26 protein-coding genes and 1 pseudogene are annotated in these 24,438 nt (G+C 38.0%); 21 read left to right on the top strand and 6 right to left on the bottom strand.

The features are described from left to right. Nucleotides 1–33 precede the first annotated feature (33 nt). The 5 genes from OOZ15_RS09785 (at nucleotide 34) to OOZ15_RS09765 (ending at nucleotide 4,126) form a co-directional block, all read left to right on the top strand. Nucleotides 34–999: a KpsF/GutQ family sugar-phosphate isomerase gene (locus OOZ15_RS09785; protein WP_265956218.1), complete on the top strand. Its 966-nt coding sequence runs from the start codon at nucleotides 34–36 to the stop codon at nucleotides 997–999. Next, nucleotides 999–1,847, top strand: coding sequence for a twin-arginine translocase subunit TatC (gene tatC, locus OOZ15_RS09780; RefSeq protein WP_265956217.1), 849 nt, complete (start codon nucleotides 999–1,001; stop codon nucleotides 1,845–1,847). The genes OOZ15_RS09785 and tatC overlap by 1 nt, the downstream gene beginning before the upstream one ends. After that, nucleotides 1,840–2,187: a carboxymuconolactone decarboxylase family protein gene (locus tag OOZ15_RS09775; protein WP_265956216.1), complete on the top strand. Its 348-nt coding sequence runs from the start codon at nucleotides 1,840–1,842 to the stop codon at nucleotides 2,185–2,187. Before tatC ends, OOZ15_RS09775 begins: the two co-directional genes overlap by 8 nt. 227 nt (nucleotides 2,188–2,414) lie before the next feature. Beyond that, complete coding sequence (lptB, locus tag OOZ15_RS09770; RefSeq protein WP_265956215.1) at nucleotides 2,415–3,161, top strand: LPS export ABC transporter ATP-binding protein; 747 nt, start codon at nucleotides 2,415–2,417, stop codon at nucleotides 3,159–3,161. Between the two features lie 152 nt (nucleotides 3,162–3,313). Beyond that, nucleotides 3,314–4,126 (top strand): copper resistance protein NlpE N-terminal domain-containing protein, encoded by an 813-nt coding sequence (locus OOZ15_RS09765; protein WP_265956214.1) that lies wholly within the window; start codon nucleotides 3,314–3,316, stop codon nucleotides 4,124–4,126. Nucleotides 4,127–4,273: 147 nt separating this feature from the next. On the opposite strand, the gene OOZ15_RS09760 is transcribed toward OOZ15_RS09765, so the two are convergent. Continuing rightward, nucleotides 4,274–5,020, bottom strand: a complete 747-nt coding sequence (locus tag OOZ15_RS09760) for a CDP-alcohol phosphatidyltransferase family protein (RefSeq protein WP_265956213.1) — start codon at nucleotides 5,018–5,020, stop codon at nucleotides 4,274–4,276. A gap of 145 nt (nucleotides 5,021–5,165) precedes the next feature. Between OOZ15_RS09760 and lnt the strand changes: the two genes are divergently transcribed. The 10 genes from lnt (at nucleotide 5,166) to msrA (ending at nucleotide 16,615) form a co-directional block, all read left to right on the top strand. After that, on the top strand, nucleotides 5,166–6,752 hold the full coding sequence (gene lnt / locus OOZ15_RS09755; RefSeq protein ID WP_265956212.1) for an apolipoprotein N-acyltransferase: 1,587 nt from the start codon (nucleotides 5,166–5,168) through the stop codon (nucleotides 6,750–6,752). Nucleotides 6,753–6,913: 161 nt separating this feature from the next. Continuing rightward, nucleotides 6,914–8,779, top strand: a complete 1,866-nt coding sequence (locus OOZ15_RS09750) for an ABC-F family ATP-binding cassette domain-containing protein (protein WP_265956211.1) — start codon at nucleotides 6,914–6,916, stop codon at nucleotides 8,777–8,779. 172 nt (nucleotides 8,780–8,951) lie between these two features. Beyond that, nucleotides 8,952–9,437: a hypothetical protein gene (locus tag OOZ15_RS09745; RefSeq protein ID WP_265956210.1), complete on the top strand. Its 486-nt coding sequence runs from the start codon at nucleotides 8,952–8,954 to the stop codon at nucleotides 9,435–9,437. Between the two features lie 30 nt (nucleotides 9,438–9,467). Further along, a complete protein-coding gene (locus OOZ15_RS09740) occupies nucleotides 9,468–9,614 on the top strand; it encodes a hypothetical protein (protein ID WP_265956209.1) in 147 nt (48 codons plus the stop codon). 5 nt (nucleotides 9,615–9,619) lie between these two features. After that, nucleotides 9,620–10,207 (top strand): cob(I)yrinic acid a,c-diamide adenosyltransferase, encoded by a 588-nt coding sequence (locus OOZ15_RS09735; protein WP_265956208.1) that lies wholly within the window; start codon nucleotides 9,620–9,622, stop codon nucleotides 10,205–10,207. A gap of 137 nt (nucleotides 10,208–10,344) precedes the next feature. Beyond that, nucleotides 10,345–10,566 carry a DUF2795 domain-containing protein gene (locus OOZ15_RS09730; RefSeq protein ID WP_008612884.1) on the top strand — a complete coding sequence of 74 codons (222 nt, stop codon included), beginning with the start codon at nucleotides 10,345–10,347 and terminating at the stop codon, nucleotides 10,564–10,566. A 285-nt stretch (nucleotides 10,567–10,851) separates the two neighbouring features. Beyond that, entirely contained in the window at nucleotides 10,852–14,211 is a 3,360-nt protein-coding gene (secA, locus tag OOZ15_RS09725) for a preprotein translocase subunit SecA (protein ID WP_265956207.1), read from the top strand. 460 nt (nucleotides 14,212–14,671) lie between these two features. Continuing rightward, on the top strand, nucleotides 14,672–14,968 hold the full coding sequence (locus OOZ15_RS09720) for a hypothetical protein (RefSeq protein WP_265956206.1): 297 nt from the start codon (nucleotides 14,672–14,674) through the stop codon (nucleotides 14,966–14,968). A 16-nt stretch (nucleotides 14,969–14,984) separates the two neighbouring features. After that, on the top strand, nucleotides 14,985–15,866 hold the full coding sequence (locus OOZ15_RS09715) for a sensor histidine kinase (protein WP_265956205.1): 882 nt from the start codon (nucleotides 14,985–14,987) through the stop codon (nucleotides 15,864–15,866). Nucleotides 15,867–15,946: 80 nt separating this feature from the next. Next, entirely contained in the window at nucleotides 15,947–16,615 is a 669-nt protein-coding gene (gene msrA, locus OOZ15_RS09710) for a peptide-methionine (S)-S-oxide reductase MsrA (protein WP_265956204.1), read from the top strand. A 1-nt stretch (nucleotide 16,616) separates the two neighbouring features. Here the strand turns inward: msrA and OOZ15_RS09705 are convergent, their stop codons facing one another. The 3 genes from OOZ15_RS09705 to OOZ15_RS09695 are packed head-to-tail and all read right to left on the bottom strand — an operon-like array spanning nucleotide 16,617 to nucleotide 19,153. Next, nucleotides 16,617–18,062, bottom strand: coding sequence for a hypothetical protein (locus OOZ15_RS09705; protein WP_265956203.1), 1,446 nt, complete (start codon nucleotides 18,060–18,062; stop codon nucleotides 16,617–16,619). Then, nucleotides 18,034–18,627 carry a hypothetical protein gene (locus tag OOZ15_RS09700; protein WP_323053875.1) on the bottom strand — a complete coding sequence of 198 codons (594 nt, stop codon included), beginning with the start codon at nucleotides 18,625–18,627 and terminating at the stop codon, nucleotides 18,034–18,036. The genes OOZ15_RS09705 and OOZ15_RS09700 overlap by 29 nt, the downstream gene beginning before the upstream one ends. Then, the gene (locus OOZ15_RS09695; protein ID WP_265956202.1) at nucleotides 18,608–19,153 is read right to left on the bottom strand and encodes an RNA polymerase sigma factor; all 546 of its coding nucleotides are present in this window, start codon (nucleotides 19,151–19,153) and stop codon (nucleotides 18,608–18,610) included. The genes OOZ15_RS09700 and OOZ15_RS09695 overlap by 20 nt, the downstream gene beginning before the upstream one ends. A gap of 320 nt (nucleotides 19,154–19,473) precedes the next feature. Here OOZ15_RS09695 and OOZ15_RS09690 point away from each other — a divergent pair, with 320 nt between their 5' ends. Beyond that, nucleotides 19,474–20,421, top strand: coding sequence for an aldose epimerase family protein (locus OOZ15_RS09690; RefSeq protein ID WP_265956201.1), 948 nt, complete (start codon nucleotides 19,474–19,476; stop codon nucleotides 20,419–20,421). Between the two features lie 325 nt (nucleotides 20,422–20,746). Here OOZ15_RS09690 and OOZ15_RS09685 read toward each other — a convergent pair whose 3' ends face one another. Then, nucleotides 20,747–20,899, bottom strand: coding sequence for a hypothetical protein (locus OOZ15_RS09685; protein ID WP_265956200.1), 153 nt, complete (start codon nucleotides 20,897–20,899; stop codon nucleotides 20,747–20,749). 138 nt (nucleotides 20,900–21,037) lie between these two features. Between OOZ15_RS09685 and OOZ15_RS09680 the strand changes: the two genes are divergently transcribed. The 5 genes from OOZ15_RS09680 (at nucleotide 21,038) to OOZ15_RS09660 (ending at nucleotide 24,239) form a co-directional block, all read left to right on the top strand. Then, on the top strand, nucleotides 21,038–21,919 hold the full coding sequence (locus OOZ15_RS09680) for a hypothetical protein (protein ID WP_265956199.1): 882 nt from the start codon (nucleotides 21,038–21,040) through the stop codon (nucleotides 21,917–21,919). Nucleotides 21,920–21,989: 70 nt separating this feature from the next. Further along, entirely contained in the window at nucleotides 21,990–22,487 is a 498-nt protein-coding gene (locus OOZ15_RS09675; RefSeq protein WP_265956198.1) for a hypothetical protein, read from the top strand. Nucleotides 22,488–22,713: 226 nt separating this feature from the next. Beyond that, nucleotides 22,714–23,145 carry a VOC family protein gene (locus OOZ15_RS09670; RefSeq protein ID WP_265956197.1) on the top strand — a complete coding sequence of 144 codons (432 nt, stop codon included), beginning with the start codon at nucleotides 22,714–22,716 and terminating at the stop codon, nucleotides 23,143–23,145. Nucleotides 23,146–23,270: 125 nt separating this feature from the next. Beyond that, on the top strand, nucleotides 23,271–23,792 hold the full coding sequence (locus tag OOZ15_RS09665; protein ID WP_265956196.1) for a hypothetical protein: 522 nt from the start codon (nucleotides 23,271–23,273) through the stop codon (nucleotides 23,790–23,792). 3 nt (nucleotides 23,793–23,795) lie between these two features. Then, nucleotides 23,796–24,239, top strand: a complete 444-nt coding sequence (locus OOZ15_RS09660) for a GNAT family N-acetyltransferase (protein ID WP_265956195.1) — start codon at nucleotides 23,796–23,798, stop codon at nucleotides 24,237–24,239. A gap of 71 nt (nucleotides 24,240–24,310) precedes the next feature. On the opposite strand, the pseudogene OOZ15_RS20285 reads toward OOZ15_RS09660, so the two are convergent. Next, a pseudogene (locus tag OOZ15_RS20285) lies at nucleotides 24,311–24,438 on the bottom strand (IS256 family transposase); the annotation flags it as partial.

Raw genomic sequence — 24,438 nt, 5'->3', positions numbered from 1 at the left:
CTTTAGTTTTAACAAATTCTAAAAATTTAAAATTTGAACACTAAAAGTGCCATCATAGCCAATGCTATCAAGGCAATTGAAACTGAAGGTGATGCAATCAAAAACCTTGCCTCTTTTATAGATGATGAGTTTGCTGAAGCGATTGAGTCTATTTACAACTCAAAAGGGAGGGTTATTGTGACAGGCGTTGGTAAAAGTGCGATCATAGCCACCAAGATCGTCGCCACTTTTAATTCAACCGGAACCCCAGCCATTTTTATGCATGCCGCCGACGCTATTCACGGGGATCTCGGCACCATTTTAAAAGATGATATTGTGGTCTGTATTTCTAAAAGTGGGAACACTACAGAGATCAAAGCTTTGATCCCGTTTATAAAATCAGGTCCCAATAAACTCATTGCCCTTACCTCCAACAAGGATTCTTATTTGGCACAACAAGCCAATTATGTGATCAGCGCTTATGTAGAAAAAGAGGCTTGTCCCAACAACTTAGCCCCAACAACCAGTACAACGGCACAGCTCGTCATGGGCGATGCCATGGCCATTTGTTTGTTAGATATGAAAGGATTCAGCAGCAAAGATTTTGCAAAATACCACCCCGGTGGATCTTTGGGTAAAAAACTTTACCTTCGGGTTTCTGATATCGCTACGGCCAATCTTAAACCTCAAGTTACGGAAGACAGTGACGTTCGTGATGTTATTGTTGAAATCTCTGAAAAACTTATGGGAGTAACAGCTGTGGTTAAGGATAAAAAGATTATAGGAGTGATTACGGATGGAGATATCCGTAGGATGCTTAGGAAATATGACAATATCAATGGCCTGAAAGCAAAAGACATTATGTCAGTCAACCCCAAAAAGGTCGAATCTAGCATTTTGGCAGTTGAAGCCCTTGAAGTGATGGATGAGCATGGAATATCTCAACTTTTAGTGGAAAAGAACGAACAATATTTTGGAGTCATACATCTTCATGACTTAATTAAAGAAGGAATTATCTGATGACAAAACAAATCGGAACAGGCAAGGAGCCTGAGGAAATGTCTTTCCTCGATCACTTGGAAGAACTAAGATGGCATTTGATTAGGGCAACACTGGCTGTAGTAATTATCGGTATGGGCGCTTTTCTCGCCAAGCATTTTATTTTTGACGTCATTCTCTTAGGACCTAAAAAAGCGGATTTCCCCACTTACCAATTCTTCTGTAATATCGCCAGGACATTGGGATTGGATGAATCTTTTTGTGAAGGACCACAATTCAGGATTCAAAGTAGGCAGATGGCTGGACAATTCTCTGCACATATATGGACGTCGATCTGGGCCGGTTTTATTGTCGGATTCCCCTATGTGTTGTACGAAGTATGGCGGTTTATCAGTCCGGGATTGTATGAAAACGAACGGAAAAATTCACGCGGATTTATCCTTATCGCTTCATTTTTATTCTTTCTCGGTGTCCTTTTCGGGTATTATATCGTTGCGCCGTTATCCATCAACTTTTTGGCTAACTATCAAGTGAGTGAAGAAGTATTTAACGATATCGACCTGGCATCCTATATTTCGACTGTACGATCTTCGGTTATTGCCTGCGGATTGATTTTCGAACTTCCTATTTTGATGTATTTCCTTACCAAAATAGGCTTGGTAACTCCCGAATTTTTAAGGAAATACCGAAAAATTGCTATCGTTATCGTGCTCATTATTTCAGCAGTAATCACACCTCCCGATGTGACCAGCCAGATTATAGTGACCATTCCCGTTGTTATTTTGTATGAGTTGAGTATACACATTTCGAAGGTTGTAATTAAAAGAGAAGAACGAAAACTAAAGAAAAATAAAACCTCCAATGGCTGATATTGTAGATGAATTCAACGATTATCGTTCCCGAATGAACGACCGCATCCTAGAAGACAACAACAAGTTGATAAAGCGCATTTTTAACTTAGACACCAATGCCTATATGCCGGGAGCTTTGGATGTAAAAACCAAAGAACTTTTGGGCTTGGTCGCCTCTGCTGTTTTAAGGTGTGATGACTGTGTAAAGTATCATCTGGAAACATGCCATAAAGAAGGATTGAAGAAAGAAGAGGTTGTCGAAGCCCTTGGAATTGCAACTTTGGTGGGTGGAACTATAGTAATCCCACACCTACGGAAAGCTTATGAATTTTGGGATGCATTGGAAAAGAAATCCTAAACCTTTATTAATTAGGTGAGCAATTCAATTCAAATGTATATTTTTGATACATAAATCAATAAAGCAGATTTAAAACCACATGAACCCCTCATTGAGGGATTTAGTATGACTAAGGTAATTACTTCCTCAATGGATACGGACAAAGGAATGGTTTCCAAATCGTATGGTTTTTTTACCTTTTTTAGGTTATTTGACAAGAAACATATATTTAATTTAAATTTATTTGTGTGAAATTAAGAGCCGAAAGCATAGTGAAATCCTATAAAGGAAGAAAGGTAGTGAAAGGAATTTCCCTGGAAGTAAACCGTGGGGAAATTGTAGGGCTATTAGGCCCCAACGGTGCCGGAAAGACTACTTCTTTCTATATGATCGTAGGCCTTATAAAACCCAATGGCGGAAGAATATTCTTGGACGATAGGGAAATTACCAACTACCCTATGTACAAGAGGGCACAAAACGGAATTGGTTATTTGGCACAGGAAGCCTCTGTATTCAGAAAGTTGAGTATTGAAGACAATATCATGAGCGTACTTCAACTCACCAAGCTTTCTAAAAAAGAGCGAAAAATGAAAATGGAAGGCCTTATTGATGAATTCGGTTTAGGACACATCAGAAAAAACAGAGGGGATTTGTTATCGGGTGGTGAGCGAAGACGAACAGAAATCGCCCGTGCTTTGGCAACCGATCCGAATTTTATCTTGCTCGATGAGCCTTTTGCAGGAGTTGACCCTGTTGCTGTTGAAGACATTCAACGTATTGTCGCCCAGCTGAAAAATAAAAATATCGGCATCTTGATCACAGACCACAACGTTCAAGAAACCCTCGCCATTACCGAACGCTCTTACCTCATGTTTGAAGGAAGTATCCTAAAAGCAGGTATTCCGGAAGAATTGGCTGCCGACGAAATGGTAAGGAAAGTATATCTCGGTCAGAATTTCGAGTTGCGTAAGAAAAAATTGGATTTTCATTCTTAACTATTCAAAAAAATAGTAACTTCAATCCAAATAATCTCCTAAAAAACAATTCAAAACAGAACAAGCATCTTCTTTTTATCAGGAAGTATGCAAACTTATTGAATGGTTTGATTTTTTGGGTGTTATTCACTAAAATTTAAATATTTATACAAATGAACACAAAAATCTTAACAGTATGCTGTTTGTCTTTAACCTTTACGCTATTGGGTTGTAAACAAAAAGCAAAAAAAGAAACTCCGGAAATAACCGATAGCGAGCAGGTTATAATAGACAGTGAGCACAGCAGTGCTAGTTCTTTGGATTGGGCCGGGACATACTCAGGTGTTTTACCCTGTGCCGATTGTGAAGGTATCGAAACTTCCATTAGTATCAATAATGATATGACTTTCACCAGTAAAAACGTTTATCTGGGCAAGGATGACTCACCATTTGAAACCAAGGGTACTTTTACATGGAACGACGCAGGAACTACAATAACCCTCAATACCGACCACGAAGGTCCAAATCAGTATTTAGTAGGGGAAAACAAGCTGATCAAACTCGATTCGGACGGCAATAAAATCACCGGGGATTTGGCATCTATGTATGTTCTAAAAAAAGAAATGATAGTTACAGACACCAACCTAACATCCAAAAAATGGAAGCTGATAAAACTATTGGGGAAACCTGCAGAAGAAATCGGTAAAGCAGCTCAAGAGCCTTTTATCCAGTTTGATACCGAAAAAATGGTAGTCAGCGGAACCGGAGGTTGTAATGTGTTCTCCGGAACATACGATATAAAAGAAGGTAACCGGATCGATCTTTCCAAAATTGTTGCTACTCTAAAAGCTTGTCCTGATATGGCTGTGGAAACAGAATTATTGAAAGCCTTGGATATGGCAGACAACTACGCCATCAAAGACGGAGTTTTATCACTAAACAGAGCCCGAATGGCTCCACTGGCAGTCTTTGAAGCTATGGAATAAGGTTTTTGAAATTATTTTGAGGGACTAAAAAGCCATAAATTTAGATGTCATACTGAGCCTGTCGAAGTATAGTTAATTGAAAATCAATAAGTCTTCGACAAGCTCAGACTGACAAATCAAATTAATCAAGAGCTTTTTAGCCCCCTCTTATTTTTTGCCTTTGGATAAAACATTAACAATGACAGACAATAACACATAAAGGATGATGATGATCGGAATGGCGATAAACTTCAACATTGCCAACAAAATAAAGCATAGCAATAAAAAAGCATAGCGCAAACCGTTTTCTTTCACCCCCCAGGTTTTAAATTTCAAGGCGAACAGCTCAATTTTTGCATTCAATAGATAAACACTGAGCAGGGTTACTGTGATCAAGAACCATTTATTTAAGATCAGTTCTGTCAAAAAAGGGTGATCCTGAAATATCAAAATAAGAGGTAACGAAAGTACAAAAAGAGCATTTGCCGGAGTGGGCAATCCGATAAAAGACATTGCTTGATCTTCATCGATATTGAATTTCGCCAATCGGTATCCCGAAGCTAGCGTGATCAAAAAACCCAATAAAGATATTGCCGGAAAGGGGAAAAAAGCTTCAGAAGTAACATCATGATGTCCCCAACTGTAATTTTCCTCACTCATATTAAAAAGTTGAAACATCACAACGCCCGGCACTACTCCACTGGTCACCACATCTGCCAAAGAATCCAACTGCAAGCCCAGTTCACTTTGCATATCGAGTAACCGCGCTGCCAATCCGTCGAAAAAATCAAAGAAAATCCCGGCAAACACAAAATAGGCAGCCATATCCAGACTCCCTTGAACAGCATAGACAACGGCAATCGTTCCGCATAACATATTTAAAAGCGTCAGCGCATTTGGTATAAATCTCTTCATCTTAATTTGGGATATTGAGTTTTGGTAAAAATACTATTTTAAAATACTGTCGATCCCATAAAATTTCAAAAAAGTAAAAAAAGCCCGGCTAACTCTTCCTGTTTCTATCATTTTTATTAAGATATTAGCAGTATAAATTCTGGAAATGAGAAACTCATATCTATTAGCCATTTTATCGGGATTGCTCATGGCATTGGCTTGGCCTACTTACGGGATTCCATTGCTTGCTTTTATAGGTTTTGTCCCTTTACTTTTGGCTGAAAAACACATACGGGAATCAGATAGAAAACGAAGGGGGGCAAAAGTTTTCCTATCATCATATATCGCTTTTTTAATATGGAATTCTATCACTACATGGTGGATTTGGTACTCTACCCCTTTCGGTATGTTCTTTGCCATTTTGGTCAATTCATTGCTGATGGCGTTGGTTTTTCAACTCTATCATTTTGTAGCACGAAGGCTTCCATCAAAAATCCACCTCATCTTTTTACCTGTCATTTGGATGGCTTTTGAAAAATTTCACCTCAACTGGGATTTTTCATGGCCTTGGTTGAATTTAGGAAATGTTTTTTCTGAATACACCACTTGGATTCAATGGTATGAATTTACCGGAACTTTCGGGGGTGCACTTTGGATATGGATCATCAATATCGGTGTTTTTAAGACGATTATCCATTACAAAGAAACCAAAACACGAAGTGTCCTCACCAAAGGAATTGCCCGTAATGTCTTGATGATTGCCATTCCGATCATTCTTTCGCTCTTCCTTCTCAACAACTATGAAGAAAGCACAGAAAAAGTTGAAGTCACTTTACTTCAACCCAATATCGATCCGTACACAGAAAAATACGGGATCCCCAATGTTCAGATGGCACAACAGCTTATCGAATTGGCGAAACAAAATGTGACAAACAATACCGATTATGTCTTCGCTCCGGAAACAGCTTTGCCGAGGGACCTTTCTATCGATGATTTTGATGAGAGTCAGGAAAAACATATGCTTCAGCAATTTGTAAAAAAATATCCGAAGTTACAATTTGTTACAGGCGCCAGTTTTTTCCGATTGTATCCTCAAAAAGAAAAACCCACCCCAACAGCCAACGAAACCCCAAGAGGAGATTGGTATGACATTTACAACGCGGCAGTACAAATAGGTAAGTCACCTTCCACTCCAAAATATATAAAATCAAAACTGGTGGTAGGAGTCGAGAATTTTCCCTTTAAAAATATCCTGAAACCCTTGTTGGGAGATATAATGATTGACCTTGGTGGAATCGTCGCGTCCAGGGCTACTCAAAAGGAGCGTTCTGTTTTCAACTCGAATAATGGAAATTTCGCTGCGGCTCCCATTATTTGTTACGAATCCATTTACGGGGAATTTGTGACCGATTATGTAAAAAATGGAGCTAATTTCCTGGCCATCATCACCAACGACGCTTGGTGGAGCGATACACAAGGTCATCAACAACATTTGAGTTATGCCCGCCTACGTGCCATAGAAACCCGAAAAAGTGTGGTGAGAAGTGCCAACACCGGGATTTCAGCCTTTATCAACGAAAAAGGAGAGGTTGAAAAAAGCCTTGCCTACAATGTAAAAGGAGCCATTTCCGGAGCTGCTACTATCAACAGCAAAGAAACTTTCTATGTGAAATACGGTGATTATATTGCTCGACTTTCTGTGTTAATCGCCGGAATAACCCTGTTGTTTGCCATTGCGAAGAAGAAAGGTTAAGGATTATTGACGAATACCAATAGTCCATAAGAGATATTTTCCATATATCAAACACGCTATAAGTACGCTATAAATATGTAGTATCCACTATTCATCCTTTAATTTGACCTAACACCTATCAACTCAACATTAAATTCCGTTAATTTGCAAAAAACGTATGCGTGAATTATCTCTCAGTTGAAAATATTGCCAAATCGTATGGGGAAAGGGTTTTGTTTACCGATATTTCCTTCGGAATAAACAAAGACCAGAAGATTGCTTTTATCGCAAAAAACGGTACCGGAAAAACTTCCATGCTGAATATCATTACGGGAAAAGACACTCCCGACAGTGGACAAGTGGTGTCGAGAAATGGCCTTCGGATATCATTCTTATCCCAAGAACCAAATCTGGATCCCAACCTCACCATAGAAGAAACTATTTTTGCTTCGGATAATAATGTTTTAAGAACCATCCAACAATACGAGAAAGCACTTGAAAACCCAGATGATGCTGAAGCCTACCAAAAGGCGTTTGAACAAATGGACATCAAAAATGCCTGGGATTTTGAAACGCAATACAAGCAGATCCTTTTTCAACTGAAACTGGAAGAGCTCGATAAAAAGGTAAAAATGCTTTCCGGCGGACAAAAAAAGCGATTGGCATTGGCCACTATCCTTCTCAATACACCCGACTTGCTTATCCTCGACGAACCTACCAACCATCTGGACCTGGAAATGATCGAATGGCTGGAGCAGTATTTTGCCAAAGAGAACATCACGCTTTTTATGGTGACACACGACCGTTATTTCTTGGAGCGTGTTTGTAACGAGATCATTGAACTGGATCACGGGAAAATATATCAATACAAAGGTAATTACTCCTATTACCTCGAGAAGAAAGAAGCCCGCATCCAAGCGGAAAAGGCTTCCGTAGAAAAGGCAAAAAACCTCTTTTCAAAAGAATTGGACTGGATGCGCCGTCAACCCAAGGCCCGCACCACCAAATCAAAATCCAGAATAGACGATTTTCACAAAATCAAAGAGAAAGCCCATCAGCGTAGAAAAGACCATAAGGTGCAGTTGGAAATCAATATGGAGCGCCTCGGGAGTAAGATTGTTGAATTTCATAATGTCGGTAAAAGTTTTCAGGACAAAAAGATCCTCGACAAGTTTGAATACACTTTTAAAAAAGGAGAACGCATCGGTATCATCGGTAAGAATGGTACCGGGAAATCTACTTTTTTGAATATTCTAACGGAGAATTTAGCTCCCGATGCCGGCAAAGTAGCGATTGGTGAAACGGTGAAATTCGGGTATTACACCCAAAGCGGAATCAATCCAAAACCCGAACAAAAGGTGATCGACATCATAAGGGCTTATGGAGATTACATCCCATTGACTAAAGGACGACAAATATCAGCAGCTCAATTATTAGAGCGTTTTCTTTTTGACCGAAAAAAGCAGTATGATTTTGTGGAAAAACTCAGTGGTGGCGAGCTAAAACGTTTGTATTTGTGTACGGTGCTCATTCAAAATCCGAATTTTTTAATTCTGGATGAACCTACCAACGATCTGGATATCGTTACGCTGAATGTATTGGAACAGTTCCTATTGGATTTCCCCGGTTGTCTGCTTGTGGTTTCACACGATCGTTATTTTATGGACAAGATCGTTGACCACCTCTTTATTTTCAAAGGCAACGCTGAAATAGAAGATTTCCCCGGGAATTATACCGATTACAGGGCTTATGAAAGCAGTTCGATTCCGGAAACCACTGAAAACAATTCAGAAACAAATACTAAAAAAACCTGGAAAAAAGACGCCAATTCAATGCTGAGTTATGAAGAGCAAAAAGAATTTAAACGTCTGGAACGCGACATTAAAAAACTGGAAGAAAACAAAAAAGAAATAGAAGCTTTGTTTGCAACAGGTGAATTGGAAGGTGATGCCATCGACGAGCAATCCGTTAAACTACAAGAGATCATCAACAGTATTGAAGAAAAAACAGAAGCGTGGTTTGAACTTTCTATGAAGATGGAAGGATAGTTTTTCAGTGGACAGTAAGCAGAAATTCAAATAAACAAGACAAAAGCTAATGATTCACAGTCTTTGCAGTAAAACTTAACCGTAAGGAACGCAAAGAAATACGCAAGGTTCACTATGTACCAACAGAACTCAAAATGTATAACTCTGTCCAACTTTAAATATTAAACCTTGAATGTTAAACTTGATCAGCTACATAAGATACCTTTTTAAATCCGTTAACCAGCACGGGGTGCACTCCCCTTTTGTTTACAATCTGCTTATCAAAGCACTTTACAAAAAACAAAAACTGGTGTTGCATTCCCAAGTGATCCAATGGAAAAACCAATACGGACTTTCAAAAAGAAAGCAAAGAATAATTAACAGTGCGGTTGTTTATTTTAACGATCAAAACTTTAAAGAACAGCATGATAATGCTTTCAAAATAAAGAATACTGCTTATTTTTCACTCGGGGATATCGACCTAGAGACTGTTATCGGCGCAGTAAATACCTATTCTTTTTTTATCATAGACAACCTCAATCAGTCAAAAGAGACGGCAGAAAAATGGGATAGACTAAAAAAAAGCAACCGTTTCAATGTCAGTATCGATTTTTATAGCCTCGGTTTTATCTTCATCAGAAAAGGGCAAAACAAGGAGGATTTTATTATCCGAGTTTAATTCGCTATTTTATATAAAAAGTAAGGTAAAATGAGAAATTATATTATTTGGATCGTTATTTTAGCTATCCTCTTTATTGCTGTTTGGCTTAACAATAAGCGGAACATGAAAAAGTGGAGAGACAGACGCCATACGCGTTTTGAAGACCGTTATACAAACAAAAAGAACAAAAAATAGTATCATTGAAAGTTTACACTAAAACAGGCGACAAGGGCACAACAGCACTCTATGGAGGGACAAGGGTTCCCAAACACCATATCCGCATTGAAGGCTATGGAACTGTGGACGAATTGAACTCATGGATCGGTTTGTTGAGGGATCAGCAAATAGATGCCCGTCACAAAAAAGTATTGATCGATATTCAGGACAAGCTTTTTACCATCGGAGCCATTTTGGCGACACCACCGGAAAAGGAATTTTTGAAAAGCGGAAAAAAACGTTTGGATATCCCTTCCGTTGCTCAGGAGGACATTTCACTCTTGGAAAACGAGATCGATACAATGGATGCCTCTTTACCGGCTATGACACATTTTGTTTTGCCCGGCGGACACACTACTGTGTCATATTGTCACATTGCGAGAACCGTATGTAGACGAGCTGAACGAAAAGCTAGCTATTTACATGAAAATGAATCCTTTGATGTTTTGGTATTGCATTATTTAAACCGCTTATCGGATTATTTATTTGTATTGGCACGAAAGTTGACCTCAGATCTAGAGGTAAATGAAGTGAAGTGGATTCCCAAAAAAGGGAGTACTTCAGAAAAATAACCTGTTTTTATTGATTAATACTCAATAGAATAGCTTAAATAATACGTTCTTAAAAATAATATGCAAATAATATGGATTTTACTTGACTTTTTACTTTAAAAATTTATTTTTGCACAAAATTAAAAATCAAATAGCAGATGTATTGGACATTAGAATTAGCATCCTATTTAGACGATGCGCCTTGGCCAGCGACAAAAGACGAATTAATTGACTATGCTATTAGAACCGGCGCCCCATTGGAAGTAGTGGAAAATCTGCAAGCAATGGAAGACGAAGGCGATATGTATGAATCTATTGAAGAGATATGGCCCGACTATCCCACTGAGGAGGATTACCTCTGGAATGAGGATGAATATTAACAAACACATTAACATTATAAAGCAAAAAAGTCTCTTAAGAGGCTTTTTTTTTGCTTAATTTTGGACAATAAAAAAATTGAAATTGACTCACCTCGAGGCAGAGCCATATTTAGGTAGGTGTTTCCCCGATTTCATTTTTGACCATAAGGATCAAAAATATTTTTTTATTTTACCTCACCCAGAACTGCCCAAAATAACAGTTCTGATCCGCCTAAGGTAGAAGAGGTAAAATAAGAAGCCCGCAAAAATATGCGGGGAATTTTAAGATTAAATATAAAATTTGACATGAGTTTACTGAATTCAGTTATAAAAGTTTTTGTAGGAGACAAGGCGAAGAAAGATGTAAAGGAACTACAACCCCTCGTAAACCAAATAAAATCTTTTGAAGAAGAGCTTTCCAAGCTTTCCAACGATGAACTTCGTGCTAAGACTACCGAATTTAAAAACAAAATAAAAGAAGCCCGTGCTTCGTTCGACGAAAAAATTACTGCGCTCAAAGCAGAAGCAGAAACTTCTGAAGATATCGACAAAAATGACGAAATCTATAACGAAATTGATGCTTTAAAAGATGAAGCTTATGAGAGCGAGGAAAAAACTTTAAGTGAAATTCTTCCCGAAGCTTTTGCCGTTGTTAAAGAAACTGCAAAGCGTTTTACCAACAATGAAACCATAACGGTTAGTGCCTCTGCATTCGACCGTGAAATTTCCGGAGACAAAGATTATGTAACCTTAGAAGACGACAAAGCTATTTGGAGCAATTCTTGGGATGCTGCCGGGAAAGAGGTGACTTGGGATATGATCCACTACGATGTTCAGCTGATTGGTGGTATTGCCATGCACCAAGGAAAAATTGCGGAAATGCATACAGGTGAAGGTAAAACCTTGGTAGCTACCCTACCTATGTACTTGAACGCACTCACCGGAAACGGGGTTCATCTGGTAACGGTAAACGACTACCTTGCCCGTCGTGATAGTGCCTGGATGGGACCTTTGTTTGAATTCCACGGACTCTCGATAGATTGTATCGATAAACACCAACCGGGATCAACGGGGCGTAGAAAAGCCTATCTTGCAGATATCACCTACGGAACCAATAACGAATTCGGTTTTGACTATCTACGTGATAATATGTCACATACACCGGAAGACCTGGTTCAGCGTCCGCATCACTATGCCATTGTCGATGAGGTCGATTCTGTATTGATCGATGACGCGAGAACACCATTGATCATCTCCGGTCCTGTTCCACAAGGCGACCGTCATGAGTTTAACGAACTAAAACCAAAAGTAAGCGACATCGTTGGTAAGCAACGCCAATATCTAACAGGCGTTTTGGCAGAAGCCAAAAAACTGATCGCCGAAGGAGAGACCAAAGAAGGAGGTTTTCTTTTATTGCGTGTTCAGCGGGGTTTGCCTAAAAATAAAGCATTAATTAAGTTTTTAAGTGAAGAAGGTGTAAAACAACTCCTTCAGAAAACAGAAAACTTCTATATGCAGGATAACAACCGGGAAATGCCAAAAGTAGACGAGGCATTGTGGTTTGTTATCGACGAAAAAACAAATCAGATTGAGTTAACCGATAAAGGAATTGAATACCTATCCGGTGATACCGACCCTGATTTCTTTGTGATGCCCGATATCGGTACGGAAATCGCTCAGATTGAGAAGAAAGAACTCCCTGTTGAAGAAGAAGCGGAGCTGAAAGAAGATCTTTTTAAAGATTTCTCTGTTAAAAGTGAACGTATCCACACCATGAACCAGCTTTTAAAAGCCTATACGCTTTTTGAAAAAGATGTTGAGTATGTGGTGATGGAAAACAAGGTGATGATCGTAGATGAGCAAACCGGACGTATTATGGACGGTAGGCGTTATTCAGATGGGTTACACCAAGCGATCGAAGCTAAAGAAAGCGTAAAGATTGAAGCGGCCACACAAACCTTTGCTACGGTAACGCTTCAGAATTACTTCAGAATGTACAGGAAACTTGCCGGAATGACGGGTACCGCCATTACTGAAGAAGGGGAATTTTTGGAGATCTATAAATTGGATGTTGTTGAAATCCCAACGAACAGACCTATAGCCAGAGACGACAAGCAAGACCTTATCTATAAGACTAAAAGGGAAAAATACAATGCGGTTATTGAAGATATCGTGAAATTAGTCGGAGAAGGCCGACCGGTATTGGTGGGGACTACTTCAGTTGAAATTTCCGAGTTATTGTCAAAAATGCTGTCCATTAGAAAGATCAAACACAATGTCTTGAACGCCAAACTCCATAAAAAAGAAGCCGATATTGTTGCAGAAGCAGGAGAATCCGGCGTGGTGACTATCGCTACCAACATGGCGGGTCGTGGTACCGACATTAAACTTTCCCAACAAGTAAAAGAAGCCGGCGGATTGGCCATTATTGGTACAGAACGACACGATTCCAGACGGGTTGACCGTCAGTTAAGAGGGCGTTCAGGACGTCAGGGGGATCCGGGGAGCTCTCAATTCTACGTGTCTTTGGAAGACAATTTAATGCGTTTGTTCGGTTCAGAAAGGGTTGCCAAGATCATGGATAAAATGGGACTTGAAGAAGGAGAAGTTATTCAGCATTCCATGATGACCAAATCTATTGAACGTGCTCAGAAAAAAGTGGAGGAAAACAACTTTGGTGTGCGTAAACGCCTATTGGAATATGACGATGTTATGAACGCACAGCGTGAAGTTGTGTACAAACGAAGAAGACACGCCCTACAAGGAGAGCGATTGAAGCTCGATATCGCCAATATGATCTTTGACACCTGCGAGGCTATTGTAGAAAGCAATAAAGTTGCAGACGATTATAAAAACTTTGAGTTTGAACTCATTAAATTCTTCTCGATCACCTCACCGATAAGCGAGGAAGAAATGAAGAGGAAATCGGTTCAGGAAATCACTGACAAAGTTTATGAAGAGGCTTTAAAATATTATCAGGAAAAAATTGAGCGAAATGCAAAAACTGCTTTTCCTGTGATCAAGAATGTCTATGAAAATGAAGGCAACAAATTTGAGCGTATTGTAGTTCCTTTTTCAGATGGGATCAAAACCCTGAAAGTAGTAACCAACCTGAAAGGGGCTTATGAATCTGAAGGTAAAAAGCTGATTGCCGATTTTGAAAAGAACATCACGCTTGCCATTATAGACGACACCTGGAAGACGCACCTGAGAAAAATGGACGAACTGAAACAATCGGTTCAGTTGGCGGTTCACGAGCAAAAAGACCCATTGCTGATCTATAAATTTGAAGCTTTTGAGCTTTTCAAGACTATGATCGATAAGGTGAACAGAGAAGTTATTTCTTTCTTGTTCAAAGGAGAGCTTCCAACTCAAGACACGAGTAACATTCAGGAAGCTCGTGAGGTAAAAAGAAAAGAAGATTATAAAACTTCTAAAGAGGAAATCCCGAACAGTGACGAACTTGCTGCTCAAAACAGGGCTGCCGGACAAACACAGCAAAGAAGACCTCAGGTTACCGAAACCATCGTAAGGGACAAACCAAAAATTGGTAGAAATGAAAGAGTAACCATTAAAAATGTAATGACAGGGGAAAATAAAACCCTAAAATATAAACAAGCCGTGCCTTTGATAGACAAAGGGGATTGGGTTTTGGTAGATAATTAAAAGATTGCTTTTAATATCTATAAAAAGACCGTCTAAAAAGTAAACAACTTATTGTCATACTGAGCTTGTCGAAGTATAATTTATACTAAACATTCAAAATGTCTTTGACAGACCTGCCTGACGGTAGGCAGGCTCAGACTGACATATCAATTCGTGAAATGCTTTTTTTAGACAGTCTTTTTTTCACTTCAATCAAAAAAGGTTAAACGAGTTAAGCTATAAAAACTCCTGCTTCGGCGGGAGTTTTTGTTTGATATTCCATCTGAATCAAAAAAATTGAACAGATTGCACCTTTGATAAATGAAGAAGCTAAATATGATTTAAAGCTTGATATCAACTCTTACAACAAAATAAAAAGCAATCGAAATGTCAAAATCACACCTTTTATCTGTTTTTTAAATAAATTAGCATTTCTATATAATAATTCCCTTTATGAATATTAAAAGATCAACAAAACTTCATGACCTCTATTAAGTCCAAATCTATATTCAACAGGAGAAAACACATGGCATCATTGGTACTTAGTGTGAATTACTTCTCTTCTATTTCTATATTATGCCTGGTACCGATCATGTATTATGTTTTGGAAGTAAAAGTGGTCATCCCCCATATTTTTCTAGCCTACGGAATCACAGCCTTAATGAATATACTTCTGTTTTATAGGCATAAAAACATTCATCTCACCTATGTAATAGCGTGTTTTTTGGGTTTATTAGGCTCTTTGTTTGTCTCCATTTATAGTGGAGGCATAGAGTAGTCCGTTTCTATTCATTATGGCGCTTATCGCCTTCTCAGGTTATATTTCATCGGTTAATTTTGGAAGGATTTTATTGACGTTGATCATCATTTTTGTACTTATCGTCTTTTTCCAAGATAGTTTACAACTCCCTTTTCATAATGTGGTTCCGGAAAAATCGAGAGATTTATTTTATCTGATCTCTATTCTTTTTTCCATCTATCTTTTAGGAAATTTCTTCGGAAAAATATTAGCTACCAATCTCAAACACCTGTACTTATCAAGAAAAGAATTGGAAAAAAAGGCCGTCGAGAAAGAAGTCCTGCTTAAAGAAGTCCACCACAGGGTGAAAAACAACCTGCAAACCATTTCAAGTTTGCTGAATATGCAAGCAAGGAATACAGAGAACGCAGAAACAAAAAGAATTCTCACCAACAGCCACAATAGGATTTTATCGATGGCCATCGTTCACGAAATGCTTTACGAACGGGATGACCTCTATAAAATTTCTTACAAGGAATACGTAAAGGAATTAGGGAAATATCTCATAAAATCACTGAACAAAGAAGAAAAAGACATTCAGTTGGATCTCAAAATATGTAACATCAAATTCAACATAGAAACTGCTATTCCGCTCGGACTTCTAATCAGTGAGTTTATGACCAATTCCATTAAGCACGCTTTTGTCAATCAAAAAGGCGGAGTCATTTTCATTCATATAGAACAACCCTCTCCCGATTATTTTCATTTAACCATGGGCGATGATGGTGTTGGCTTTAAAGACCTTATTTATGAAGCCCCTAAAAAGTCATTGGGACTCAAATTGGTCAACAATCTAGTAAGGCAACTCAAAGGTTTAATCACCAAAAACAAAGTTGAAAAAGGGACTTCGTTCACTGTTAAATTTCAAGAAATTTGATGTAGATATTTGTTTTTCAGAAAATATGGTAAGAAATTAGAATGTTTTCAGACTTATTATAAAACAAATAAATATTAAAAATGAATCCTATCAAACTCGCTTTTACCCTTTTAAGTTGTTTTATGGTCGTAAGCTGCCAATCATCTACTAAAAAAGAGAAATCGGCCAAAGCAGATATTCCTGTCGTTGAGGAACAGGATCTCTCCAAATATGAAACGGCCTATTTTGCCAGCGGTTGCTTTTGGTGTGTGGAAGCTGTTTTTGAAAGCGTTGAAGGTGTAAAAGAAGCCGTATCCGGCTATTCCGGGGGAACGGAGAAAAATCCGACCTACGAACAAGTCGGGGGAGGAAGAACATCACATGCTGAAAGTGTCAAGGTATATTACGACCCCGAAGTAGTCACTTTTGAAACTCTGATCATTGTTTTCTTCGGATCGCACGATCCCACTACATTAAACCGACAAGGTCCGGACAAAGGTGCACAATACCGGTCGATCGCTTTTTATAAGAATGATCAGGAAAAGGAAATCATAGAAAATTATATTTCAGAACTGGAAGAGACAAAAGCTTTTTCCAAGCCCATCGTAACGGAAGTAAAGAAATTTAAAAAATTCTGGAAAGCTGAAGATTATCATCAGGATTATGAAAAATTACATCCTGACAATCCTTATGTAAAAAATGTTTCAATACCCAGATTGCGAAAATTCCAGAAGAAATATCCCGAGTTATTGAAAGAAGGTATTCATTAAATTATTGCAACTTTACATCACTAAAAGTAGCTACAAGATTCACCGTTTTGTTGCTGTTTTTTTGCACACCATATCCGGTAGCCACTTCGTTGTTGTATTTTTTTGAAACATCCAACACCAATTGATGCGGGTATGTCACTGCTGAATTGGAGGCATTACTGAAAAAATTAAACCCTACCTTGGGAAGCGTCAACGAAGCCTCTGAATTATCCAAGATGATGTTCAACGTATTAAAACTATCTGCTATCTCCTCTATTTCCAAATTGCCAAAACTCCCATTAATGACAGCATCTCCTGTAAATCTTTGAATGGCCACGTTAGACGATTTTGAGATCAGTTTCATACTGTTCACCTTTTTTAGATCAACATCCCTTACATAGTTGACCCGCAGTTCCCCTTGATTCCAGTCGTTGACTCTTACCGGGGAATAGGAAGCCTCAATAACCGAATTCTCCCCGTCGACCCGAGGGGCAAGCAACCTTGTGTATGACAAGGTTGCATGGATATTTGTTGCATTTTCAGCTAGTTTTACCTCTCCGTGGCGCACATTCATCTTCAATCGGGCGTCTTTTGGCATTTTTATCTTAATCGTTTTTTTGACTTTCAGGTTCTTATCATTACTATCGAAACTCCTTGAATATATAAATACCCTTTCCCTGTTTTTCTGAATCTCCTCGTGAGCCTCTTTCATCGCTTCCCTGGCTTCTTGCATACGCTGTCTTAACTCCGCTCTTCCATCCTCGCTTCGAAGGTGTTCAAACTTTTCTTCCATTTCCTTTCTGCGCTCTGCCCATTCGGCTTGGTGTTCTTCCGCTCTTTCTTTCCATTCTTCCATATTGGCTTTCGCTTCTTCATCAAAACTTTCGTTGAATTTCTTCTTCCATTCTTTCATGTATTTGTCCCCGTCTTTTTTATAGGCCTCATAATCGAATGTAAAACTATCGAAATTAAAAGGCAGTGGTGGCATAGGCGGCATGGGAGGCATCGGAGCCCTTACCATCAGGGAGTCCATCGGTGGCATGGGAGGCATTGGTGGCATCGGAATGGAATCAGGAAAATCGAAATCGAAATCGAAGTCGAAATCCAAACTATCAGTAGATAATACCATAATATTATCCCCGTGGTGCCATGACCGTAAAGCATTGGATGTAGAAATGGAAACCTTGCTGTTATTTCCTTTTGCTTTAAAGTTCCAATCCTTAAAATACTTTTCAGCTTCTTCTTTGGAAACACCCTCAATCTCGATCACGGCCTCTATCTCCACCTTATTTGTGTTCCAAGTATCAAACTCAACATCAGCATAACTGGTATTGATGTCGATCAGCACGTCATCGTTAACATCAAACGATTCTTTATAGGTCTTCGTTTGCTTTTGCGCACTGACAAAAAATGTCATCAGCATCAGTAAAAAGAAGACTTTAAACTTTTTGTGTTGTAAATTTTTCATTATTTGACTTTTTAAGTTCTTTTATTTTTTCTTTTAATCGATATAGTAATTGTAAACGCAACTGTAAATTATTGATCAACGCATTGATGGTCTGTTCATTAGGCCCCACTTCGTTCAGCTCTTCAGTGAGCACTTTGTATTCATCATTCAACTCCCCCAGTCGGCTCATATAACCTTCCAGTAATTCCTTATTCTCATCGGTAAAATCAAGATCAGCCAACTCTAAATTGATATTAGCCACATAATAATCTTCTACCTTTTTCAGATCCGGGGAAATAGCCCCCAATGTGATCTGTTCAGCTGAATTGGGAGTATTTTTATCCACCTCCACTACTTCTGGAGTCACAATATCTTGCTTAGTAAACTGATAAACGGCAACGCCCACAGCAAGCAATACCACCACCGAAGCGGCTATCTTAAAAAAGATATTCAGGTTGTTTTTCTTGCTTTTTGGCAATTCTTCATCCAAAAGCCGGGCAAAACGCTCCTTGTGCCCTTTTGGCATTTTTAAATTTTCCGTTGCCTTATCTTCTTTTAATAAATCCCTAATGTCCTGTGCCATCATACTGATATTTTAAAAGTTCCCTTAACCGCTGTTTGCCACGCATCAACTGCGTTCTGGAGGTGGTTTGTGCAATCTTCAATATTTCCGAGATCTCCTCGTGGTCATAGCCTTCGATCAAATACAACATGACCACATATTTGTATTTGTCCGGAAGTTTGTCGATCGCTTTTTTCACCATGTCAACACTGATGTTTTCTTCTACTGTCCAATCGTCCTCATCATCGGCAATTTGCATATAGCTTTCATCCAATGAAATGAGGTACTCTCGTTTCGATTTTAAAAAATCAATGCTCTTGTTGACTACAATTCGTTTTAACCAAGCTCCAAAAGTAACTTCTGCTTTAAATTGATGGATCTTCTGAAAGGCTTTGATAAAAGCTTCCTGCACTGCGTCTTGTGCGTCATCGGTATTTTTTAAAAAACGCATCGCCACACAAAACATTCCATCACAGTACTGATCGTATAGTCGCATTTGCGCCTTACGGTCGTTTTTCTTGCATTTCTCGATCAGATCAATCTGAAGCATGCCGGCTTGTTCCTTTTTAAAGTTGGTATTACTATTCTCTTATAAAGACGATACAAAAAATACAACGTTGCATTTTTCTCCTTTTTTCTTTTTATCCGTTGCGATTGCGGACTTTTTGTGTTTTATTTGAATAAAAAATTTCTTGAAATTTACCCTCAAAACAAGGTCCATAGTGAAATTTTTTATTTTACCTCACCCAGAACTGCCGAAAAATAGCAGTTCTGATCCGCCTAAGGCGGAAGAAGTAAATAGAAAGCTTCAATACAAGCATGTGGGGAGTTTTAAAATTACAATTTAGATATTCAAAAATTACCATAGAAATGAAGAAATATTCCATAGAAAACCAATTTTTAAAACTCGTCACCCTAGATTATGGAGCCACTGTCCACCAATTGATCACAAAAGACAAAAACGGAAATGACGTTAATGTTGTTATGGGATATGAAAATCTTCAGGACTATGTTCATAACGCGCCTTATATGGGAGCCTCTGTAGGAAGGTGTGCCGGACGGATAAACGGAAAAGGATTCCGACTGAACGACACCCACTACCCTATTTACAATAAAGATGGTGCCCATTTGCACGGCGGAAAAGAAGGTTTTTCTTTTAAAACATGGGAAGTAGAAAACATCAAAGAAGGAGAATCTATTACGTTTTCCTATTTGAGTGAAGACATGGAAGAAGGTTATCCCGGAACCATGAAAGCTTCTGTTACCTATCGGTTGAAAGGTAATCAACTCGTGATCACCTATCAAGCCGAATCTGACCGGGATACCATTGTGAACCTGACCAATCACAACTACTACAACCTCAACGGAGCAGGGAGTATTTTGGAGCACGAATTATACATTTCGGCTGAAAACATTCTGGAAAAAAGTGAATATGCTGTTTCTACAGGGAATTTCATTCCCCTTGAAAACACCTATTTTGATTTTAGGGAAGAGCGAAAAGTAGGCAGTCATAACGAGTTCAACGGCATAGATGATTGTTATCAGTTGACTAAGGAAAATTCTTTTGCCCGATTGTATTCTGAAAAAACAGGTATTGAAATGCGCATGAACACCAATCAGCCCGGTGTAGTCGTTTATACGCCACCACAATTGGATGAAACCAAAGTACAGAACAATCCCCTAGCGGACTATCCCGCCATTTGTTTTGAAACGCAAAACTTTCCCGATGCACCCAACCATTCAGATTTTCCTTCAGCTGTACTGAAAAAAGGGGAAACCTATAAAAACGAAAGTGTTTTTGAATTTAATGTTAGATAGTTGGTTGCTGGTTGTTGGTTGCTGGTTGATTGGAGTACAAGTACAGCGCTCACGCTAGCTTGGGTAAGGCTACAACGTCAACAGACGTATTTTTCGGGCTTATGAACCTATCCGGAGCATTATTGCACGTATCCATCGGGGTTTGAAACCTATCCAGATACGTTACCAGACGTATCTGATGCGGTAAAGAACGTCTCCAGATACGTTGGTGGACGTATCCGACGGGGTTAAGAACGTGTACAGATACGTTAGTAGACGTATCTGACGAGGTTATGAACGTATCCAGATACGTTAGTAGACGTATCCGGCGGGGTTATGAACCTATCTAGATACGTTGGTGAACGTATCTGGATACGTTATAGGACGTATCCTGACCGGAAAATCCCCACATTTTTGCTATCTTCGGTGTTACGGCAGGAAAAGTCCTGTGGATATTTTCCGCAACGAAACCATAGCCAAAACCGTCAGACTGTCCCAAAACTCCTCTTTTTTTGAGTTTTGTATTCGGAGAGGTGTCTTTGAGGATTTTCGAATAAGAGAGTCTTCAGAATGGCAAAATTAGTTATGAGACAGACTGCTGTTAGCTGTAATTGAAAACATGAAGATTTTAAAATCAATGAATAGAAAAAGTAGAGCAACGAATGATTCACTAAATGATTTATTCAAGGATATTGATAGTATCCAGATTAAAAGTGACGGAGTACATAATAACAAGGCAATATCCGATAATATAGTCTTGAGAATTGATAAACCATCAAAGATTCAAGAATTTAAAAATTTAATAGCAATAGAAGAACCCAAAAAAGACTTTCGTTGCATGTGCCTAGGCGACTATGCAATTGAGCTATTGAATGATGAAGAACCACAATCAGCAATTGGGTTTCATCATGGTATTTCTATCAGGTGCAATCAATGGACAGGAGATGCAGATCTAAAATATGCTGATGAACTTCTTCAATTTTTGTATGATTTAGGACTAAAAGAACCTCTGGAAGAAAAAAAGTTGGATTATGAACGAGCAAGAAAATCTAAGGAGGAATCAAATAATTGGCTAATGAATTCTCCAAAAAGTTTTTCTAATTATTGGAATGAAATCAATGATTTTGATAATAGCTACTTTCCTCTTTTAATTAATGACTTGAAAAAGGAATATGCAGATAAAAACTCTTTAATTGTTGCTTTACTTCGGTCATTCGGTACTAGCAAAGATCTATGGAACGCATATCCAATATATGAGTCAATTTCTCAAAAGATTCTTAATGAATACGAACTTCAAGAAATTATAGATGCTTTCCTAATTTCAGACAAAGACCTAGTTACGAGAATTGGCCTTGGGCGATATATTTTCTCTTGGGATTTTAGAGAGGAAATAAAGAAGCATCAAAATAAATTGAATAAAGAACTAATTGAACTTTTATACGAGGCGTTTGAAACTATCAATGACTTGAAAGGAATGGAATCGATTAAAAAAATTAAAGATACAGCTAACAATAGTTAAAAAATCATAGTTGCCCTACGGGACAGTAACTCTTTTTAGCCGGAACGTTAACAACAATAACTATCATTTTATGAAATACTTACTTTATATAATATGCTTGACCATTATTCCTTTAAGTTCTTTGGCACAAGATAAGGAAGACACTGCTGTTGCATCTATTGATGGAATAGTGAATGGCCTCCTTGATCAAATAACGATAGAAGAAGGTAAAAAAATAGATACCTCAGCGGTTAGAAACTTATTTCATCCCTCTGCACAACTCACTGTTTTACATAATGATTCTTCGTTTGCAGAAACTGTGTCACTCGATGAGTTCCTCAGCCTCTTGAAAGATCCATACTATGAACAGGGATTCCTTGAAAAAGAAATTCACAAGGTTATTGATGAATATAACGGAATAGCACAAGTATTCCAGAGTTTTTATGCGAAGGACTCTGAGGGTGTTGAAAATAAAGGCATTAATAGCTATCAGTTAGCCTACTATAATGGCCGTTGGTGGATAGTTAGTCTTTTATGGACTTCAGAATCCAATGGTGTGGAATTACCTGAAAAATATGGAGGGAAGTAAATGTTGCTAACAAATGCTAAAATAAATATGCAAACTAAACAATTTAAAAATTATAGCGTGTGCCCCCCACACTACTCATGTAGATAAACATTAGTAGTAACCTTGACAAAACGACAGTGCAAGCATATATGTACAGAAAATAGAACAGGATAAAAAGATTATTGACAATAATTTCGCTTGTTACACTTCTTGCAAATTGTGATTCAACAACTAAAAAACAAACAATATGGAAGACCAAAAAAATCAAACAGACAACTCAACATTTCCTATTGATACAACACCAAAGGTGACAGGAATTGGTGGTATTTTCTTTTATTCTGACCATCCGCAGAAAACAAAAGAATGGTACACCAAAAATTTAGGGATTGAAATTAATGATTGGGGTTCGTCAAGTTTTGAATCCAGAAACATTAACAGACCTGACGAGATAAACGCTCTTCAATGGAAACCCTTCAAAAAAGGAGATGAATATTTTTCCCCGTCCCAAAAAGATTTTATGATTAATTACCGAGTTCAGAATATTGAAGGACTTGTAAACAAACTCAAAGAAAACGGAGTAACCATACTTGACAGCATTGCGACTTACGATGGTATTGGAAAATTTGTACATATTCTGGACACAGAAGGCAACAAGATTGAACTATGGGAGCCTAATTAGAATATTAACAAAACCTGAAAAATGATCATAAAAGTTATGTTACTCCGAAATCTTGCCTGCTGATAGCTATTGAGGGATTAAAATGTATTTTTAGTGTTTTTTATAACGAGTTGCCACACATTTGAATGAAACTAATACCATCTGAAAAAATTGAATTAAAAACTGAACTATCGATACAAGAAGTTCGGAAAATATTGGTCGAATATATTCGACCAAAAAAAGGACCTACATTCGGATTTAAAAACCAAAAAGAAAACAAATTATTTGAAGGAACTTTTGAACGGGACGAATTTAAAATACAAAGGATAAGTAAAGGGCGGAATTCTTTTTTGCCTCAAATTAAAGGTCAAATTCAATCTGATTTTAAAAGAACTATACTTATAGCGGATTTAAAAGTTCACAATTTTTCGATTGTCTTTATGATTTTTTGGCTGACTTTTATCGGATTTGCTTTTGTTATGGGAATTGTCGGAATTATTAAACAAGATACAAATCCTATATTATTAATTTTTCCATTAATAATGATAGCGTTCGGAATTGGATTAGTTCATTTTGGATTTAATAAAGAAAAAGAGAATTCAATAAACGATTTAAAACGAATAATAAACGGACAAGTAAAAGAAAAAACGTTTGCCAACAGCAATTAAAAAATGAGACACGAAATAGACAATATAAAAAAGACAGAATACATAGAAGTAGTCGATGTTTGGGAAGCTTCAGTTAGAGCGACACATCACTTTTTAAAAGAAGAAGATATCCAATACTTTAAACCTCTAATCCTAAATAATTATTTAGATGCTGTTGAATTAAGATGTATTAGAAATAACAGGGGAAAAATAATTGGATTTCTTGGAGTGGCTGACCAAAATTTGGAAATGTTGTTTATTCACCCTGAATACAGAGGAAAAAGAATAGGAAAAACACTATTGGATTATTCCATTGACAAATTAAACGTAACCAAAGTTGACGTGAATGAACAGAATGAACAAGCTGTTAGGTTTTACAAGCATTGTGGGTTTGAAACAATAAATCGTTCGGAATTAGATTCTTCCGGAAAACCTTACCCAACTTTACATATGGAGTTAAAAAAGTAACTTATACCGGATATGTCAGGACACTATCCCAAAAAGTGTGTAAGTAAAAATATCGAGGGTTGGATTCTTAATTAGATTCTGATCCTTTTTTCATAGATTGTGAGGAACTGATTTAAAATAATGCCCCAGTTCCTAACTGGCATGGACCATTTTTTGGTTGCCTCTCTCATGGCCAAATATACGGATTTCATCACAGCTT

This window comes from Galbibacter kalidii, from assembly GCF_026241135.1.
In the GTDB taxonomy this organism is placed as follows: Bacteria; Bacteroidota; Bacteroidia; order Flavobacteriales; family Flavobacteriaceae; genus Galbibacter.
Note: the sequence above shows the minus strand (reverse complement) of the source record. Positions and strands in the feature narration are given on the sequence as shown.

What these genes read in the sequence shown, in the direction of transcription:
- tatC (WP_265956217.1), top strand. Translation starts at nt 999, where the DNA reads ATGACAAAACAAATCGGAACAGGCAAGGAGCCTGAGGAAATGTCTTTC.
- OOZ15_RS09775 (WP_265956216.1), top strand. Translation starts at nt 1,840, where the DNA reads ATGGCTGATATTGTAGATGAATTCAACGATTATCGTTCCCGAATGAAC.
- OOZ15_RS09765 (WP_265956214.1), top strand. Translation starts at nt 3,314, where the DNA reads ATGAACACAAAAATCTTAACAGTATGCTGTTTGTCTTTAACCTTTACG.
- OOZ15_RS09760 (WP_265956213.1), bottom strand. Translation starts at nt 5,020, where the DNA reads ATGAAGAGATTTATACCAAATGCGCTGACGCTTTTAAATATGTTATGC.
- lnt (WP_265956212.1), top strand. Translation starts at nt 5,166, where the DNA reads ATGAGAAACTCATATCTATTAGCCATTTTATCGGGATTGCTCATGGCA.
- OOZ15_RS09745 (WP_265956210.1), top strand. Translation starts at nt 8,952, where the DNA reads ATGTTAAACTTGATCAGCTACATAAGATACCTTTTTAAATCCGTTAAC.
- OOZ15_RS09740 (WP_265956209.1), top strand. Translation starts at nt 9,468, where the DNA reads ATGAGAAATTATATTATTTGGATCGTTATTTTAGCTATCCTCTTTATT.
- OOZ15_RS09730 (WP_008612884.1), top strand. Translation starts at nt 10,345, where the DNA reads ATGTATTGGACATTAGAATTAGCATCCTATTTAGACGATGCGCCTTGG.
- secA (WP_265956207.1), top strand. Translation starts at nt 10,852, where the DNA reads ATGAGTTTACTGAATTCAGTTATAAAAGTTTTTGTAGGAGACAAGGCG.
- OOZ15_RS09720 (WP_265956206.1), top strand. Translation starts at nt 14,672, where the DNA reads ATGACCTCTATTAAGTCCAAATCTATATTCAACAGGAGAAAACACATG.
- OOZ15_RS09715 (WP_265956205.1), top strand. Translation starts at nt 14,985, where the DNA reads ATGGCGCTTATCGCCTTCTCAGGTTATATTTCATCGGTTAATTTTGGA.
- msrA (WP_265956204.1), top strand. Translation starts at nt 15,947, where the DNA reads ATGAATCCTATCAAACTCGCTTTTACCCTTTTAAGTTGTTTTATGGTC.
- OOZ15_RS09705 (WP_265956203.1), bottom strand. Translation starts at nt 18,062, where the DNA reads ATGAAAAATTTACAACACAAAAAGTTTAAAGTCTTCTTTTTACTGATG.
- OOZ15_RS09700 (WP_323053875.1), bottom strand. Translation starts at nt 18,627, where the DNA reads ATGATGGCACAGGACATTAGGGATTTATTAAAAGAAGATAAGGCAACG.
- OOZ15_RS09695 (WP_265956202.1), bottom strand. Translation starts at nt 19,153, where the DNA reads ATGCTTCAGATTGATCTGATCGAGAAATGCAAGAAAAACGACCGTAAG.
- OOZ15_RS09690 (WP_265956201.1), top strand. Translation starts at nt 19,474, where the DNA reads ATGAAGAAATATTCCATAGAAAACCAATTTTTAAAACTCGTCACCCTA.
- OOZ15_RS09680 (WP_265956199.1), top strand. Translation starts at nt 21,038, where the DNA reads ATGAATAGAAAAAGTAGAGCAACGAATGATTCACTAAATGATTTATTC.
- OOZ15_RS09675 (WP_265956198.1), top strand. Translation starts at nt 21,990, where the DNA reads ATGAAATACTTACTTTATATAATATGCTTGACCATTATTCCTTTAAGT.
- OOZ15_RS09670 (WP_265956197.1), top strand. Translation starts at nt 22,714, where the DNA reads ATGGAAGACCAAAAAAATCAAACAGACAACTCAACATTTCCTATTGAT.
- OOZ15_RS09665 (WP_265956196.1), top strand. Translation starts at nt 23,271, where the DNA reads ATGAAACTAATACCATCTGAAAAAATTGAATTAAAAACTGAACTATCG.
- OOZ15_RS09660 (WP_265956195.1), top strand. Translation starts at nt 23,796, where the DNA reads ATGAGACACGAAATAGACAATATAAAAAAGACAGAATACATAGAAGTA.